We start from the raw sequence: 14278 nt of genomic DNA, 5'->3' as shown, positions 1-14278 counted from the left end.
TCACGTGGGCGGTTGTGCCTGCTTGCGAATCTCTGAATGGAGCTTTGATTATGTCTGCGATTATGTCTGCTAGTGCTGGTTTCTGGAGCCGTTTCGAGGAGCGCGTTGCTCCGTTCAACCTGTTGCAGCACCCGTTTTATCAGGCGTGGTCGAAGGGTGAGCTGACGCGTGAGGATCTGCGGGAGTATGCGGCGGAGTACTGGCATCATGTGTCGGCGTTTCCGACTTATTTGAGTGCGCTGCACTCGCGGCTGCCGGATGGAGAGATGCGGCGCGAGGTGTTGCGCAATCTGGCGGAGGAAGAGGGTGTGGATCGGGCTACGTCTCGTCCGCATAGCGACCTCTGGATGGACTTTGCAGCTGGAATGGGTGCGACTCGCAGCGAGGTTGAGGATCGCGCGGTGCAGCCGGAGATGACGGCGTTGATGGCAACGTTTCGCGAGCTGATGCAGGAGGAGAAGGCCTCTGCTGCGATGGCGGCGCTGTATGCGTATGAGTCGAAGGTTCCTGCGATTGCGAAGACCAAGGCGGAGGGGTTGGCGGAGCACTATGGGACTGAGGGTGCGGCGGTGCGGTACTTCACGCTGCACCAGACGGCCGATGTTGCGCATGCGAGTGTGTGGCGAGAGTTGATTGAGAAGCAGCTTGCTGGTGCGCCGGAGGAGGAAGAGGCTGTGCTGGCGGCTGGGGAGCGGGCGGCAAAGGCGCTCTGGGTTGCTCTGGATGGTGTGGAGCGGGAGCGGCTGGCGGTCAACTAAGTCCAGAGGATCAATTTGAAGCGAGGGGCCAGGCGAAAGATGCCTGGCTCTTTTTTGCTTTCGGAAGCTCTGCGGTTAGTGGTGCGTGGGTGGAGTGTAGAGGTTGAGGAAGACCCAGACGCTCATGTTTCCGAGATCGACCAGCATGTGAGAGAAGGTGTTTGAACGCAGACTGCGTGTCTGACGATAGGTTGCGCTCCATACGATTCCCATAATCATGAGTGCGGCAACCATCTGCCAGTTTCTACTTCCAACGGAGAAGACTCCCCATTGCAGGGGATGGGCAGCCGCAAAGAACAGCGTTGGGTAGAGGAGTGCTGCCCATGCTGGCCATTGCGAGGTGACTTCACCGAAGAGGCCGCGCCAATAAGACTCTTCGATGAAGGGATTGATGAGGGCCAGAGCAAGCCAGCAGACGATAAGAAGTGGGGAGTGGAGGAGATTCAGGTGAAGGAGCAGGATCGGCCAGGGAATCAAGCCGATGAGGATGCCTGACGACCATGATCTCCATCCGGAGCTTCTCGTGTATGCCGTGAAGATGGTTGACATTCCATTGACGGAATAGAGAACCGCAATCATTCCGGACCAATACACGAGCTGCAGGGGAATCCAGGCCCAGGCTCCTACTACGGAAGAAAATACGCGAGCCGTAAGGTGGCCAGCGGAGATGAGCAGGATCGGTGACAGCAGCACGAAACGGCGTTGCCTGGAGGAGAACGCTTGTAGATCCTGATCTGGTGGCGTCGAAGAGTTTTCTATCACGCGAGTTTGGATTCGTGGGGATTGAATAATTCGGCTTAGAAGCGCATGTACTGAGTGTCGTGCTGTTGGTGCCATTGGGTGACTTGCTGGAGGGCCAGGGCCAGGGAGTTGACGACCACGGTGGGTCTGCCGCTGCCGAAGCGTTCGATGGACTGCTCGGCGGTCTGGTCCTGGTCGCTGGCAGAGTTCCAGAGACCGACGACGATGCGGTTATTGGGCAGGTGGGTACGGACGCGCTGGCAGATGGCTCGGGCCTGGGAGAAGGCGAAGGGTGGGAGGGCGGAGATAAAGACGACGGTGTTGGATTCGGTGGCGAGGGAGTCGAGGATCTCGCTGGAGACGGCGGAGGCGGAGAGGAGGAGGGTCTGATGGTTGGCTCGCTCCATGAGCTGGCCGAGCATGAGGGTGGTGAGCTCGTCGGCCTGGTCGTTGACGGAGATGCAGATGACGGCGAACTCTTTCTCCTGGTCGTTGGGGCGGGAGGAGCGGCGGGGTTTGACGGGGCTGGGGGCGTCGGCGGGTTCCTTCTGGTGGTAGTCGGCTAGTTCGGCGACGATCTCGCCGATGGTGAGGAAGAAGAAGTCGGAGCGCTTGTCGTCGAGGTTGCCCTGGTGCCGGTCCTGCTCGACGAGGGCGAGGGCGGGGATGAGGACGGAGTCGTAGAGCTCGATGAGTGGCTTGCCGACGAGGAAGCGGTTGGCGATGGCCTGGGCTTCGCGCTGGTCCATGGCGAGGAGGCGCTCGTAGAAGTGGGCTTCGGTGGAGAGCTCGGCGTCGGTGCCGAGGAGGGTGTGGAGGAAGGAGAGCTGCGGTACGTGTCGGCCCATGACGACGATGCAGACGGTGAGCGGGGTAGAGAGGATGAGGCCGGGCCATCCCCAGAGCAGCGCCCAGAAGATGGCCATGGCAAGGAGTGCGAGCGAGGAGATGCCGGTGCGGGTGCTGTAGAGCCAGGGTTCGACGAAGTTGGTGGCGGTGAGCTCGAGCGCGAGGAAGAGACAGAGGATGAGGATGGGCGGCCACCAGGTGGTGGAGATGGCGACCGAGACGATGAGAGGCAGCGCGAGGCTGGTGGCGGTGCCGACGTAAGGGACGATGCGGAGGATGCCGGCGAGGACTCCCCAGAGCGTAGCGTCGGGTACGCCGATGAGATAGAGACCGCCGCCGAAGAGGATGCCGTAGGCGGCGTTGACGGCGAGTTGGAAGAGGAGATATTGGCTGATGCGGGTGGCGGCCTCCTGCAGGGCCTGGGTCATGAGGTTGATGCGGCCCATGCCGGCGAGCAGGAGGATGCGGTGGCGCAGGTCCTCGCGCTTCATCAGGAGGTAGATGGTGAAGACGATGACGACGCCTACGGTTCCGATAGGGCGGAGGAAGCGCATGAGCAGCTCGGCGGTGGTCTGGAGCTGGGTGCGGTCGGGATCGATGACGCGGACGGGCTGGACCTGCACGGGGGTCTGCGAGACGGACGTGGGCGAGGAGGGGGCGATGTCGCCGCTGATGTCTTCGACGGCAGTGAAGGCCTTTTCAAGGGACTGTTCGGCTGGCGAGTGGACGGTGGCCATCTTCTGGTGGATGTTGAGGCGGTATGCGGGGAGGGTGCGAGCTACGTTGAGAAGCTGCTTGGCGACTACGTAGCCGACGCTGAAGATGCTGAGGAAGGCGAGGATGCCGATGAGGGCGACGGCGAGGACGCGGGGGACGCGGCGTGTTTCGAGGCGGCTGACGGCGGGGGCGAGCAGGAAGGACAAGGTGAGCGCGAAGGTGAGCGGGATGAGGAGCTCGCGCGCGAAGTAGAGGATGAGCACGATGACGGCAAGGACGAGGAGGGGCTCTACCCTGGGGATCTCGGTGGTGCCGGCGCGGGACATGGGTGTTGTGAGACCTCGTAAGACCTGATGAATGCTCTGCGCTTATGCGGGCAAGAATACATCAACATGCAGGCTCGCGGAGTTTATTTGCCGCGTGGGTAGACTAGACTCTTGGTTGCAGATGGAGGTGGATGGATGAAGGAGACGCAGCCGGTAAGCGCGCGGGAACGCTATGCCTTCGGGCACGAGCGGCGGAAGCAGTTGAAGCGCCAGCATCATAAGGCGTGGACAGCGAAGCAGAGGCGGGAGAGTCCGCTGAAGCTGCTGGAGATCTCGACGCGGGGGCGGGTGCCGGCGCTGGTGACGCTGAAGAACGAGTTGATGGCGGCGTCGCCGTTCGGGTACTTTCGCGGAGCGGTGCCGGTGATGGCGTATGACCTGTCGTTGGTGGGTAGTACGGGGATCTGCAACCAGCTATGCGGCGATGCGCATGTGAGGAACCTGGGGGCGTTTGCAGGGCCGGATGGGCGGCTGGTCTTCGATATTAATGATTTTGACGAGACGATCGTCGCGCCGTTCGAGTGGGACGTGAAGCGGATGGCGACGAGTCTGGTGCTGGCGGGACGTGGGTCCGGGGCCAAGGATGTGCGTTGCCGGGAGGCGGCATCGGTATTTCTGGAGCGGTACCGGACGATGATGCAGTCGTTTGCGCGAATGCCGGTGCTGGAGGTCGCGAAGTACCAGGTGCATCGGCTGGGGAGTGTGACGCCGGTGGCGGGGATCCTGATGATGGCGGAGCGAGCTACGCCGATGCATACCTTGTTGACGCTGACGGAGGTAGAAGGACGAGCTTCGGCGGCGAAGAAGAAGGGGAGCAAGACGGCGAAGGGTGCAGCTAAGAGCTCGGCTAAGAGTGCGGGGCGGGCGCCGAGGGTGTTTCGGACGATTCCGCCAAACCTGAAACGGGTGACGGGGGCGCTGGCGGAGCAGGTGGTGGGGTCACTGACGATGTATGCGGAGAGTCTGCAGCCGGAGCGGAGACACTTTCTGGCGCAGTACCGGCCGATGGATGTCGCGTTCAAGGTGGTGGGGACTGGGTCGGTGGGTCTGCGGGACTACGTGGTGTTGATGGAGGGAAATGGCACGAAGGACCCCCTGTTTCTGCAGATCAAAGAGGAGGTGGCTTCGGGGTATGCGCCCTACGTTTCGGGTGCTTTGAAGGGACGAAGAGGAAAGCAGCACGAGGGCCAGCGAGTAGTGAATGGGGAGCGAGCGATGCAGCTGCAGTCCGATCCGTTTCTGGGATGGACGACGATGGACAGCAGAGATTACCTGGTGAGGCAGTTGAACGATCACAAGGCCTCGATTCAGCTGGGAGATCTGAAGGCTGCTGGATTGCTGGAGTATGCGGGGGTGTGCGGCGAGATTCTGGCGCGGGGACATGCGCGGGCAGGAGATAGCGCAATGGTGGCCGGTTATGTAGGGACTTCACCGCGGTTCGATGAGGCGGTGGGAGCGTTTGCGGAGGCCTATGCGGATCAGACGGAGCTGGACTGGAGACAGCTGGTGAAGTCGTTGAAGAAGTGATGGCGATAGGAGACCTCCCTATCCAGGGAGAGGATCAATCACGGTATATCCCACCCACGTGTGATTGGCCTCGAGTCAGATAATCTTTTATAAGCCAACTGGCAGTAGAGTTATCTTCGCAACGGTTAGCCGCTGGGTTTAACCAGAGCCGCGGCGACCCTGTGTAATCCTTTGCCTGTGACGGAGTGCGGTCGATGTTGTTGTCGAAGATCACAAAGCTCGGCGTTCTCGCTCTTTTTGCCCTGCCAGTCCTTCCATTGCGGGCTATCTCAGCGAACGATGCTCCGTTACCAGCCTCCGCCATAGCCGACAAAGTGCTTGTCTTGAAGAGTGAGAGAAAGCTGCTTTTGATGAAGGGCAGCGAAGTGCTAAAGACGTATACGCTGTCGTTGGGGGGCAATCCGGTCGGTCCGAAGATCATGGAAGGCGATCGCAGGACACCTGAAGGCACCTACGTGCTCGACCGGCATAACGCACATAGCCAGTATCACCGGTCCATTCACATCTCGTACCCAAACGCGGACGATGTGGCGCGCGCGAAGAGGTATGGTGTTCCAACCGGCGGCGAACTGTACATCCATGGGCTTCCGAACGACTTCAAAGGGCCGGCTCACCACCTGGGCGACTGGACCGAGGGCTGCATCGCGGTGACCAATGCGGAGATTGACGAGATCTGGCGAGTGGTGGCCGATGGCACGCCCATCGAGATCAAACCTTAGCCGCGATGATCTGCGACCGCAGCGCTTCCGCTCATTTGGGATAGGGGTAGCCCTGGGCCAACTCCAGCTTGAGCGTTCTGTCATGATCGTAGATGTCATGAAAGAAGTGAACATCACCGTTCTCTTCCACGACGACCGTCATATAAAAGATCAACACGGGAACCGCCGGTACAAGATTCACCTGGAAGTTATCCCGGCCGTCATGCATGGCCTTCTCAACCTTTTCGAGATTCCAATTGGGATTGTTCCGGAGAAGCCACGCTGCAAACTTGGCGGGATCCTGCACGTGGATGCATCCATGGCTGGCCACCCGCTTTAGCTCTCCCTCTTCCCCTTCGGTTGCCTCGGAGAACATATCGAGGCTCGCAGGGGTGTCGTGGATATAGACATCGTGCTGGTTGGGAAATATGAATTTGACCAGACCCATCCCGTTCTCGGGACCGGGTGGCTGCCTCACCGTCAGCTTCCCTGCTCGCACCTGCTGCAACAGGGCAGGAGTGACGTCTCCCGACTTAATCACCTTCCCTCCTGCGCTGACCAGCTCCAGATTCTGATCGCTCAGAGAAGGATTTTTCTCAAGGTCGGGAATGATCTCCTTGCGCAGGATGTTTGGCGTAGGTGTCCAGTAAGGACGAAAGACGAGGTACTGAATGTTGTTTTCGAACATGGGTGTCTGGTGGTCGTAGTCCTCGCCCACATTCACCCTCATCGTGAGGCCCACTTCATTTTTACCGTCGAACCCGTAGAGACGGAACTCCGGAACGTTGATGACGATAGGAGGCTGTTTGAACTGGTAGGGCAACCAGCGATATCTCTCCAATCCCAGGCGCATCTGCTCAATCCGGTTGCTGAGCGGGACGTTCAACTCGACCACTGTCTTGTAATCGAGTTCCCCGGTTGCCTGTCGGCCCAGGCGCTCCTGAAAGTGTTTTACCGCATCGACCAGGGGGCCTTCATATACCTTCGAGTCGGGCGGGATGCTAACGCTATCCGGTAGATCGCCCAACAGCCGCAACCGGTTTGCCAGCCCTGCTATGCCCGCGTACTGGCCGCCTGGAGACACTCCTCCGACGTCAAGCACCTTCTCTCCGTCACCGCTCTTCTCAAGCTCCATGTAATGCAGCAAAGCAACGCGGAGCCGCTTGTAGCTTGGGAATGGTGGTTCGATCTGGGCCAGCTCGGCATGTAGATCGGACCCATTAACCAGCCGCTCGCGGACAAAGTGCGGCAGGTCGAGTTTCTTGCTGGAGACGTCGAACTCGAAACCCAGATTTTGCGGGTTAACCCTTCCAATATGCAGGTCGGAGACGTAACGCATCCCGCAGACGGTCAGGGTGGCGTCGAACCGCGCTTCGTCAGCAGCCTCGTGCGAACTCTTCAACAAGGTTAGGCGATCAGCCCACCGTGAGGCGTCGTAGTCCTCAGCCTGCAGGCCCTCTCGATCGGCATCCTGCAAGATCTGGATCAGTTCGAGAGCCTGGGTGGTGGGTTGGCCGTCGTGGATCCACGCAGGTTGATATCCGGGGCGGTAAAAGTTGATGACATGCGAGCGATAGTCCGAGAAGTCGGGCCAGCGAAGATCTTCGAGATGACCGGAGGCAGCGATCGCACTCAACCGGGCAGAGGCACTCTCTTGCTTCGCCGCCGAACGGGCTTCTCCAGCGGTTGTAGTTGGGGAGCTCGTTGTCTTCTGAGCGAAGATCTGTCCTCCAATCGGCAGAGGTGAGACAAGAAGAAGTAGGGCGATCTCAAGCCGGCGTGAAGGATGCACAAGACACTCCTCGAAACAACAATTCGCTTATGTTAAGAACGAGTTAACGGGCATTCGGCGCTAGTGCAGGCCCATCATAGCAAGACACCCGTCGCCACACTTTTCTGCTCAACCTGCCGCTCGCTGCACAGGATTTAATCCCGTCGCAGTTCCGCATGATTCCCTCTTTGTCTCGACTTGCGTCTCCACATCGCAATCGTCTGCTTGTCGAGGTGCACGATCTTTCGGGCGCGCCAGCGATTGGCTCTCAGGTTTGAATCGCGGGCTTGGCAGATCGAGTGGCGTATTGAGCGAGGATCAGGCCGATGAGGAGCATGGCGGCGGCGACGTAGAAGGGTGTGCCGGCGCACGGGAGAGCGCCGTGGATCGGGCTCGCTCCCGCCGCCTGAAGGCTGGGACCTGGCGGAGGCGGGGGTACGTCCGGAACCATCAGTGGCGTGTTTCCTCACAGCCTTGCGCCAGCGCTCTGCTTGACTGGCTACTTGATTGAGATGATGGTCGCCTGCCGGGCGATCTGCCGCCAGCTCGTGCCGGAACGCTGCCAGATATCGAGGAAGCGGCGCTGAACAATCTTGCCGGTGTTCGGGCCGGTCAAGGGCTTGACCATCTCTTGGCCCATGATGGCGACGACGTCCTGAGAGACGGAGACCCTTTCGATGGACTGCTCATAAGCAGAGTATTTGAGCATGCCGGCGTGCATGGCTCCGAAGACTTCGGGCTTGCTGCGCACCACGTTGTCGGGAGCGTTGACGATCATCTGCGGCGACCAGAGCTTATCGAGCGTGGGAGCGTCTTCGGCCAGGACGGCTTGGACCTGAGCGGCTTCGGCAGTTCGAACCTGTTGTTCGGCAGCGTCGCTCTGCGCGAAGACGGGGAGGGCGAACAGGCAGACGAGAAGAGAGAAGAGGCTGGAATGCTTCATCTATTTTTTCTCCAGGTAAAGGGATAGCTGTATGGTGCGGCAGGCGCCGGCAGCGTATCAAGCAAAATCCGCGCGGAGTCTTCAGCCGCGAGTGCAGGGCGCTGGGAAGAAGCTCGCCAGCCTCTTGTGGCCGGACTCAGGAGGGAACCGCGGGTTGAGTCTTGCGGGTGGCGTATTGGGCGAGGATCAGACCGATGAGGAGCATGGCGGCGGCGACGTAGAAGGGGGTGCCGGGGCTGCTGATGATCGCGTTGGCTCCGATGGATTTGCTGAAGATGTAGGTGAAGAAGCCCGGACCGATGAGTCCTGCGATGCCGCGCAGGCTGTTGATGGCGCCTTGAAGCTGGCCTTGTTCGGAGGGGCTGGTCTTGCGGGAGAGAAGGCTTTGGGCGGAGGGCCAGGTGAAGGACATCAGGTTGAGGACGGGGATGCCGAACCATAAGAGGAGGCCGGTTTTGGAGGAGCCGATCATGGAGTAGCCGATGGCTCCGCCGATGAGGCCGATGGTCATGGCGCCGCGCTCGCCTACTTTGGCGATGACGGGTTTGATGAGGAGTGCACCGTAGATGACGGTGAAGACGCCTACGGTGGCGAGCGAGAGACCGACGGTGCGATTGGTCCAGTGGTAGCGGTAGTCGTCGTAGATAACATAGACGTTCATGAGGACCTGCTGGGCGAAGTAGCCGAGGAGAAGGACTCCCGAGATGGCGAGCATGCCACCGCGGTTGAGCAGCTTGAGCGAACCGACGGGGTTGGCGCGCGCCCAGGAGAAGGGGCTGCGGTTGGCGAGCGAGAGCGACTCGGGGAGCACGAAGAGGCCGTAGAGTCCGTTGATGAGGCTGAGGCCGCCTGCGACCCAGAACGGCAGGCGCGGGTTGATGTTGCCGAGAAGTCCGCCCATGGCCGGACCAAGGACGAAGCCGATGCCGAACGCGGCGTTCAACATGCCGAAGGCTGCGGCGCGACGCTCGCGTGGGGTGACGTCGGCCATGTAAGCCATGGCAGTGGGGATGCTGGAGGCCGTGAGCCCGGAGATGACGCGGCCTACAAAGAGCCAGCTGAGTGCGGGAGCCCAGGCCATGAGGAGGTAATCGAAGCCGAGGCCGAAGTTAGAGAGCAGGACGACGGGACGGCGGCCGAAGCGGTCGGAGAGCGAGCCGAGAATGGGCGAGAAGAAGAACTGCATGGCGGCAAAGACGGTGCCGAAGAGGCCAAGCATCTTTGCGGCGCTGGAGGTGTCGCCGTGGAGGAAGCCTTCGATGAGACGAGGCAGGACAGGGGCGATCATGCCGAGGGCGAGCATGTCGAGGGTGACGGTGAAGAAGATAAAGGTGGCGGCGGCGCGGCGTCCCGCGGGTGGTGCGGACGGGAGCGCGGCGTTGCCGGTCAAGTCAGGGGCGACGAGTTCAGGCTCGGTGATCAGGGTATCGGGCGTGGTGATGGGTGGCAGCGGTTTTTCGGGAGATTCGGCCATGCGATTGATGGCAGTCTACGTGAGTTTTGTGACGGGTTATTGGATATTTCGGCGGGCAATCTCGAGGGCGAGTCCTACAGCGTTGCGATCGCGTCTGTACGGGCAGTTGGCAGGAATTTATACGAGTAGTGTTGCTGGCGTGCTTTACTGGGGCTTGGTGGGCTGGTAATTTTTTGCTGACGAGATGAGGATCCAAGGTCGATGCGGTTTGTTGTAGGAGCCACAGTGTCGATTTGTCTACTGGCAGCAGGGAGCTTGCATGCGCAGAGCTCGAGCGCCGCGAAGCAGATCGTCGACACCATGCTGCACCATGAGAACGATCCGGCGGAGCATCGCAACCGGTATATCTATCTCTGTGAGGAACGGTCTGATCGTACGGGCGGCCATCTGTGGCGGGAGCGCGTGATAGAGACTGCACTGGGTAAGGTGAGACTTCTGCTGACCGAAGATGGCAAGCCATTGAGTGCGGATCGGATGGCTGCCGAGAAGAACAAGCTTGCCGAGATTGTTGCGCATCCCGAGGTCTTTCGGCGGCGAGAGCAGGCCATGAAGAGTGACGAAGAGCACGCGGAGCAGATGCTGGCGTTGCTGCGAAAGGCTTTTCTCTTTGAGGATCCTCACGTGGAAGGGAGCGATCTGCATATTGCATTTCGACCGGATCCTGCTTACAAGACGCAGTCGCTTGAGGAGCGCGTGTTGCATGCAATGCTGGGCACTGTCTTGATAGATCGACGGACGATGCAGTTGCACGGGATTGATGGCAAGATGCCTGCGGATGTCAGCCTCGGGTTTGGTTTGCTGGGAACGGTGCATGCTGGCAGCAGCTTCAGCACGACGCATGAGATGGAGCCAGGTGGCGATTGGAAGGACGCGACGGTGAACACGGCGATCGAAGGCAAGGCGATGCTCTTCAAAGAGATTGGCAGGAATGAGCGGGTGGTGCACAGTGAGTTTCGACAGGTCCCGCAGGATATAACGGTGGCGCAGGCGGTGGAGATGCTGGAACGGTAGCCGGGTAACCCCAAAATAAATCTGCCGTCCGTGGCGTGTTTTGAGTCGAAGAATTTAGCGCGGCTCGCCACCACGTTTATCACCACAACTCACCACGCTCTCACCATCAATTCACCACACCAAAATCCCCGATTTTCGCAAAAACCCCTTACAAAACCACGAAACCCCGCGCAACATTTTTTGGTGAGTTGAAGGAAATTTAAGTTAGTCAGGTCCCAGACAGCTAAGCTGCGGCTACGCGCTGGATGAGGTTGTTCTGCTCTCGTTGGGATTCGGCGCCGATGGTGAAGGCGTCGAGTACGCCGGTGCCGAGGGCGTAGCGAATGGCTTCGGCCGGCTTGTCGCGAAGATCGCCCTGGCCGAGGATCTTCATGCCGACGATTCCCTTCCCTTGCGCGCGCATCTGCTTGATGACGCTGATTACGGTCGCTGGGTCAGCATCCATATGGGAGCCGATGGGGTTGAGTCGGACGAGATCGACTTCGACCCAGGGCGAGGCCGCCGCTGCTTTCAAGGCGGAGAGGCTGTGGCAGGAGACACCGTGCGCGCGGATGATGCCTTTTTGCTTGGCCTCGGAGAGGACATCCATGACGCCACGATAGCGTGTGGTCCAGTCGGCCTCGGTGACGCAGTGAATCAGGACGATGTCGATGTAGTCGACTCCCAGCTCTTTGCGATAGCGGTCGAGGTCGGCGCGGACTCCGGCGGCGTCACGCGTGTCGGTCTTGGTGAGGACGGTGACTTTGTCGCGGGGGATGTGCTTGAGAGCCTCGGCGACGTAGGGATGGCTGCCGTAGGAGTCGGCGGAGTCGAAGAAGCGGAGACCGTTATTGTTGTAGCCGTCGAGGAGGAGTCTGGTGAGAGGCGAGGTGCCGAGGCGGGTTTGGTTGGAGGAGCCTCCGAAGCCGATGGTGCCGGTTCCCATGGCGAGGCGGCTGGTGCGGATGCCGGTGTGGCCGAGGACGACTTCGTCCTGGGCTTGGAACTTTTGCGGGAGAGGATCGGGTTCGAGTAATGCAGCGCGAGCGATTGGGGAGCAGGCGAGAAGGGCGGCACCTACGGTGCGGGTCGAGCGGCGAAGGAAGTCTCTCCTTAGCATGGCGCGATCTCCTTGGGGATACGGTACTCCAAAAACGGGCACTAAGGAGAATGGCTGGAGGCGAGTTTTGCCGGTGGTGGGTAGGGGGTACCCCCCCCTATTGCCCGCGCGCAAGTCTTTTACAATGTGAAGGTTGCGGCGAGGCATTACTCGTAAAAACTTCATTCTAAAACACTTGCGTGCAGATACGTGCAAGCAAAGGAGTTAGGTCCTATAAGACGGCTGATCGAGGGGAAACTGACATGCAAATCTGTTTTGTTTGTCTTTTTAAAGAATAGCGGATCGAGCCTAACTGATACGCCACGCGAATTCCCTTGTCTGGCGGAGGGATTTGCAGTTTTGGGGGTTGACATGCGAATTTGCTGAGGAAATTCAGAAAAGTTTTTAGACATTTTTTTTAGAAGCTCGGTGCCGTGCATTGCTTCATGTGGGTGGCTTGTTCGGCGGGACACGAATCTTGAAATGATTCGATATCCATAACCTTTTGCTCCGGGTCTACTCGAAGCTAAAGCAGGTGGGTTGTTAATTCGAGGAAGGGAAAAGCAGATTCCCTTCGGGAATGGCAACAAAAAAGGCAAACTGCAAACGCAGATTCCCTTTGGGAATGACAAACAAGAAAAGCAGATGCAACTGCAACAGCAAGAGGGCGAGGCCGAGTTCACGGCAACTGCGACTAGGCGATGACTTCGAAGGGGCGCATCATGTCGTTGGCTTCGTGCTCGAGGATGTGGCAGTGGTAGAGGTATTTGCCGGGGTAGCCGTCGAAGTGCACGATGATGCGGGTGATCGCGCCGGCCGGACAATGGACGGTGTCCTTCCAGCCTGTTTCGTTCGGGTCGGGCGGGACGGCTGCTGCGAGATAACGGGTTCCCAGATTGTTGCGATATTTGAAGACATCAAATGCGCGACGATCGAGGACCTGGAAGCGCACCAGGTGCAGGTGCATGGGGTGCGTGTCTTCGGTGAGGTTTACGAACTCCCATATCTCAGTGGAGTTGAGGCGTGGAGTTTCGGTGACGGGCTCATGCCAATGCTTGTTGTTTAGCAGCATGAGCATGGAATTACCGATCTTGTCGAGATACTCGTTGAGGGTGATGGTGCGTGTAGTGGTGGCGGCGGACTCGGCGATTGGGTCGAGGGTGCGAAGAGCGGATGGAATGGAAGCTGCGGTGGCGATTCCATTCGAGGTCCGCGGGGTTCGCGATGATTGAGACGGTGCGGCGTCTTGGCTGGTCGTCGGGGCGACGCGAAATTCGAGGATCTGGACGGCGCCATTGACGAGGTGAATGTACTGACCGGGTGCCTGAGAGAAGTCGATCAAGAGGTCGGCTCGTTCGGCCGGGGCGATGAGAAGGTTGGACATCTTGACGGGTGCTGGGAGCAGGCCCTGGTCGCTGCCGATCTGATGAAACGGCTGCCGATTGGTGAGGGACAGATTGAAGAAGCTGCTGTTGGCGGTGTTGAGGAGGCGGAAGCGGTAGAGGCGCGGCTCGACTTCGAGATAGGGCCGCATCTTGCCGTTGAGGAGGATGCAGCTTCCGCCAAACTCGGGAACCCAGGGATGTTCGGGGTCGCCGGAGTCGGGATAGAAGAGCTGGCCGTCGGTGGTGAACTGGCGGTCGTAGATTTGAAGCGGAATCTCGTATTTGCCGGAGGGCAGGTTGAGCGCGTCCTCTGCGTCGTCGCGTAGGAGCACCATGCCGAAGAGTCCGGCGTAGGTGTTGAGCCGGTTGAGTCCCATGGCGTGGTCGTGATACCAAAGAGCGGCGGCGTCCTGCTGGAGAGGATAGGTACAGGTGCGGGAGGTGCCGGGAACGAACCAGTCTTCCGGGAAGCCATCGTCTTTGGAGGGGGTGCGACCACCGTGGAGATGGACGCAGGCGCGAACGTCCGGGATGTCATGACCGCAGCCGTGGAGGGAGTGATCGATGGGAAGGAAGTGCTGCTTGGGAAGCTGGTTGACCCATTCAACCTGAAGCGGCCGGTGGGCGCGGATGTCGATGAGAGGGGCGAGGGCGGTGTCTCCGTAACTCCACATGCGGGTGGGGGGGATGTCACGGTGGGCCTTGGCGTGGATCTCGCGCATGGTGATGCGCAGCTTGTGCGGGTGGAGTGAGGAGATGGGCCTGGCGCGTTCGGGAAGGGGGAGTTCGTCGACGAAGGGAGTGAGGGAGAAGCCGTTGATTGCAGGCTTGTCAGATTGCTGGGTGGGAGCCATGCCAGCCATGGACATGCCTGAGTCGGCGGACACGACGTGATTCTGCAGGAGGCGACTGGCGAAAGCGATTGGTGGGGAGGCGAGGGTTCCCAGCGCAGAGAGCTGCTGGAGTATGGTGCGGCGGGTGGGGGACAAACTTATCTCCG

General features: G+C 59.9%; 12 protein-coding genes. 4 read left to right on the top strand and 8 right to left on the bottom strand.

What is annotated here, in order from left to right; genetic code table 11:
- Positions 1 to 50: 50 nt before the first annotated feature.
- Positions 51 to 758: a CADD family putative folate metabolism protein gene (locus tag RBB75_RS07090; protein ID WP_353070005.1), complete on the top strand. Its 708-nt coding sequence runs from the start codon at positions 51 to 53 to the stop codon at positions 756 to 758.
- Between the two features lie 75 nt (positions 759 to 833).
- Here the strand turns inward: RBB75_RS07090 and RBB75_RS07085 are convergent, their stop codons facing one another.
- Both RBB75_RS07085 and RBB75_RS07080 read right to left on the bottom strand, forming a co-directional pair.
- A complete protein-coding gene (locus RBB75_RS07085) occupies positions 834 to 1451 on the bottom strand; it encodes a CPBP family intramembrane glutamic endopeptidase (RefSeq protein ID WP_353070004.1) in 618 nt (205 codons plus the stop codon).
- A 104-nt stretch (positions 1452 to 1555) separates the two neighbouring features.
- Complete coding sequence (locus RBB75_RS07080) at positions 1556 to 3391, bottom strand: AI-2E family transporter (RefSeq protein WP_353070003.1); 1836 nt, start codon at positions 3389 to 3391, stop codon at positions 1556 to 1558.
- A 135-nt stretch (positions 3392 to 3526) separates the two neighbouring features.
- Here RBB75_RS07080 and RBB75_RS07075 point away from each other — a divergent pair, with 135 nt between their 5' ends.
- Together RBB75_RS07075 and RBB75_RS07070 are read left to right on the top strand one after the other, a co-directional pair.
- Positions 3527 to 4918, top strand: a complete 1392-nt coding sequence (locus RBB75_RS07075) for a DUF2252 domain-containing protein (protein WP_353070002.1) — start codon at positions 3527 to 3529, stop codon at positions 4916 to 4918.
- Positions 4919 to 5118: 200 nt separating this feature from the next.
- Complete coding sequence (locus tag RBB75_RS07070; RefSeq protein ID WP_353070001.1) at positions 5119 to 5637, top strand: L,D-transpeptidase family protein; 519 nt, start codon at positions 5119 to 5121, stop codon at positions 5635 to 5637.
- Positions 5638 to 5668: 31 nt separating this feature from the next.
- Here RBB75_RS07070 and RBB75_RS07065 read toward each other — a convergent pair whose 3' ends face one another.
- From RBB75_RS07065 to RBB75_RS07050, 4 genes are all read right to left on the bottom strand, one after another.
- Complete coding sequence (locus RBB75_RS07065) at positions 5669 to 7408, bottom strand: L,D-transpeptidase family protein (protein ID WP_353070000.1); 1740 nt, start codon at positions 7406 to 7408, stop codon at positions 5669 to 5671.
- Positions 7409 to 7655: 247 nt separating this feature from the next.
- Positions 7656 to 7838 (bottom strand): hypothetical protein, encoded by a 183-nt coding sequence (locus RBB75_RS07060; RefSeq protein WP_353069999.1) that lies wholly within the window; start codon positions 7836 to 7838, stop codon positions 7656 to 7658.
- A gap of 48 nt (positions 7839 to 7886) precedes the next feature.
- Entirely contained in the window at positions 7887 to 8330 is a 444-nt protein-coding gene (locus RBB75_RS07055; RefSeq protein WP_353069998.1) for a nuclear transport factor 2 family protein, read from the bottom strand.
- 136 nt (positions 8331 to 8466) lie between these two features.
- Positions 8467 to 9804: a TCR/Tet family MFS transporter gene (locus tag RBB75_RS07050; RefSeq protein WP_179640178.1), complete on the bottom strand. Its 1338-nt coding sequence runs from the start codon at positions 9802 to 9804 to the stop codon at positions 8467 to 8469.
- 201 nt (positions 9805 to 10005) lie between these two features.
- On the opposite strand from RBB75_RS07050, the gene RBB75_RS07045 reads away from it, so the two are divergent.
- Positions 10006 to 10815 (top strand): hypothetical protein, encoded by an 810-nt coding sequence (locus RBB75_RS07045; RefSeq protein ID WP_179640177.1) that lies wholly within the window; start codon positions 10006 to 10008, stop codon positions 10813 to 10815.
- Positions 10816 to 11038: 223 nt separating this feature from the next.
- Here RBB75_RS07045 and RBB75_RS07040 read toward each other — a convergent pair whose 3' ends face one another.
- Both RBB75_RS07040 and RBB75_RS07035 read right to left on the bottom strand, forming a co-directional pair.
- Positions 11039 to 11914, bottom strand: coding sequence for an aldo/keto reductase (locus tag RBB75_RS07040; RefSeq protein ID WP_353069997.1), 876 nt, complete (start codon positions 11912 to 11914; stop codon positions 11039 to 11041).
- A 673-nt stretch (positions 11915 to 12587) separates the two neighbouring features.
- A complete protein-coding gene (locus tag RBB75_RS07035) occupies positions 12588 to 14267 on the bottom strand; it encodes a multicopper oxidase family protein (RefSeq protein ID WP_353069996.1) in 1680 nt (559 codons plus the stop codon).
- Positions 14268 to 14278 lie beyond the last annotated feature (11 nt).

Origin of the sequence: Tunturibacter empetritectus, assembly GCF_040358985.1 — a bacterium.
Lineage (GTDB): Bacteria > Acidobacteriota > Terriglobia > Terriglobales > Acidobacteriaceae > Edaphobacter > Edaphobacter empetritectus.
This window is presented reverse-complemented; position numbering and strand designations above follow the sequence as displayed.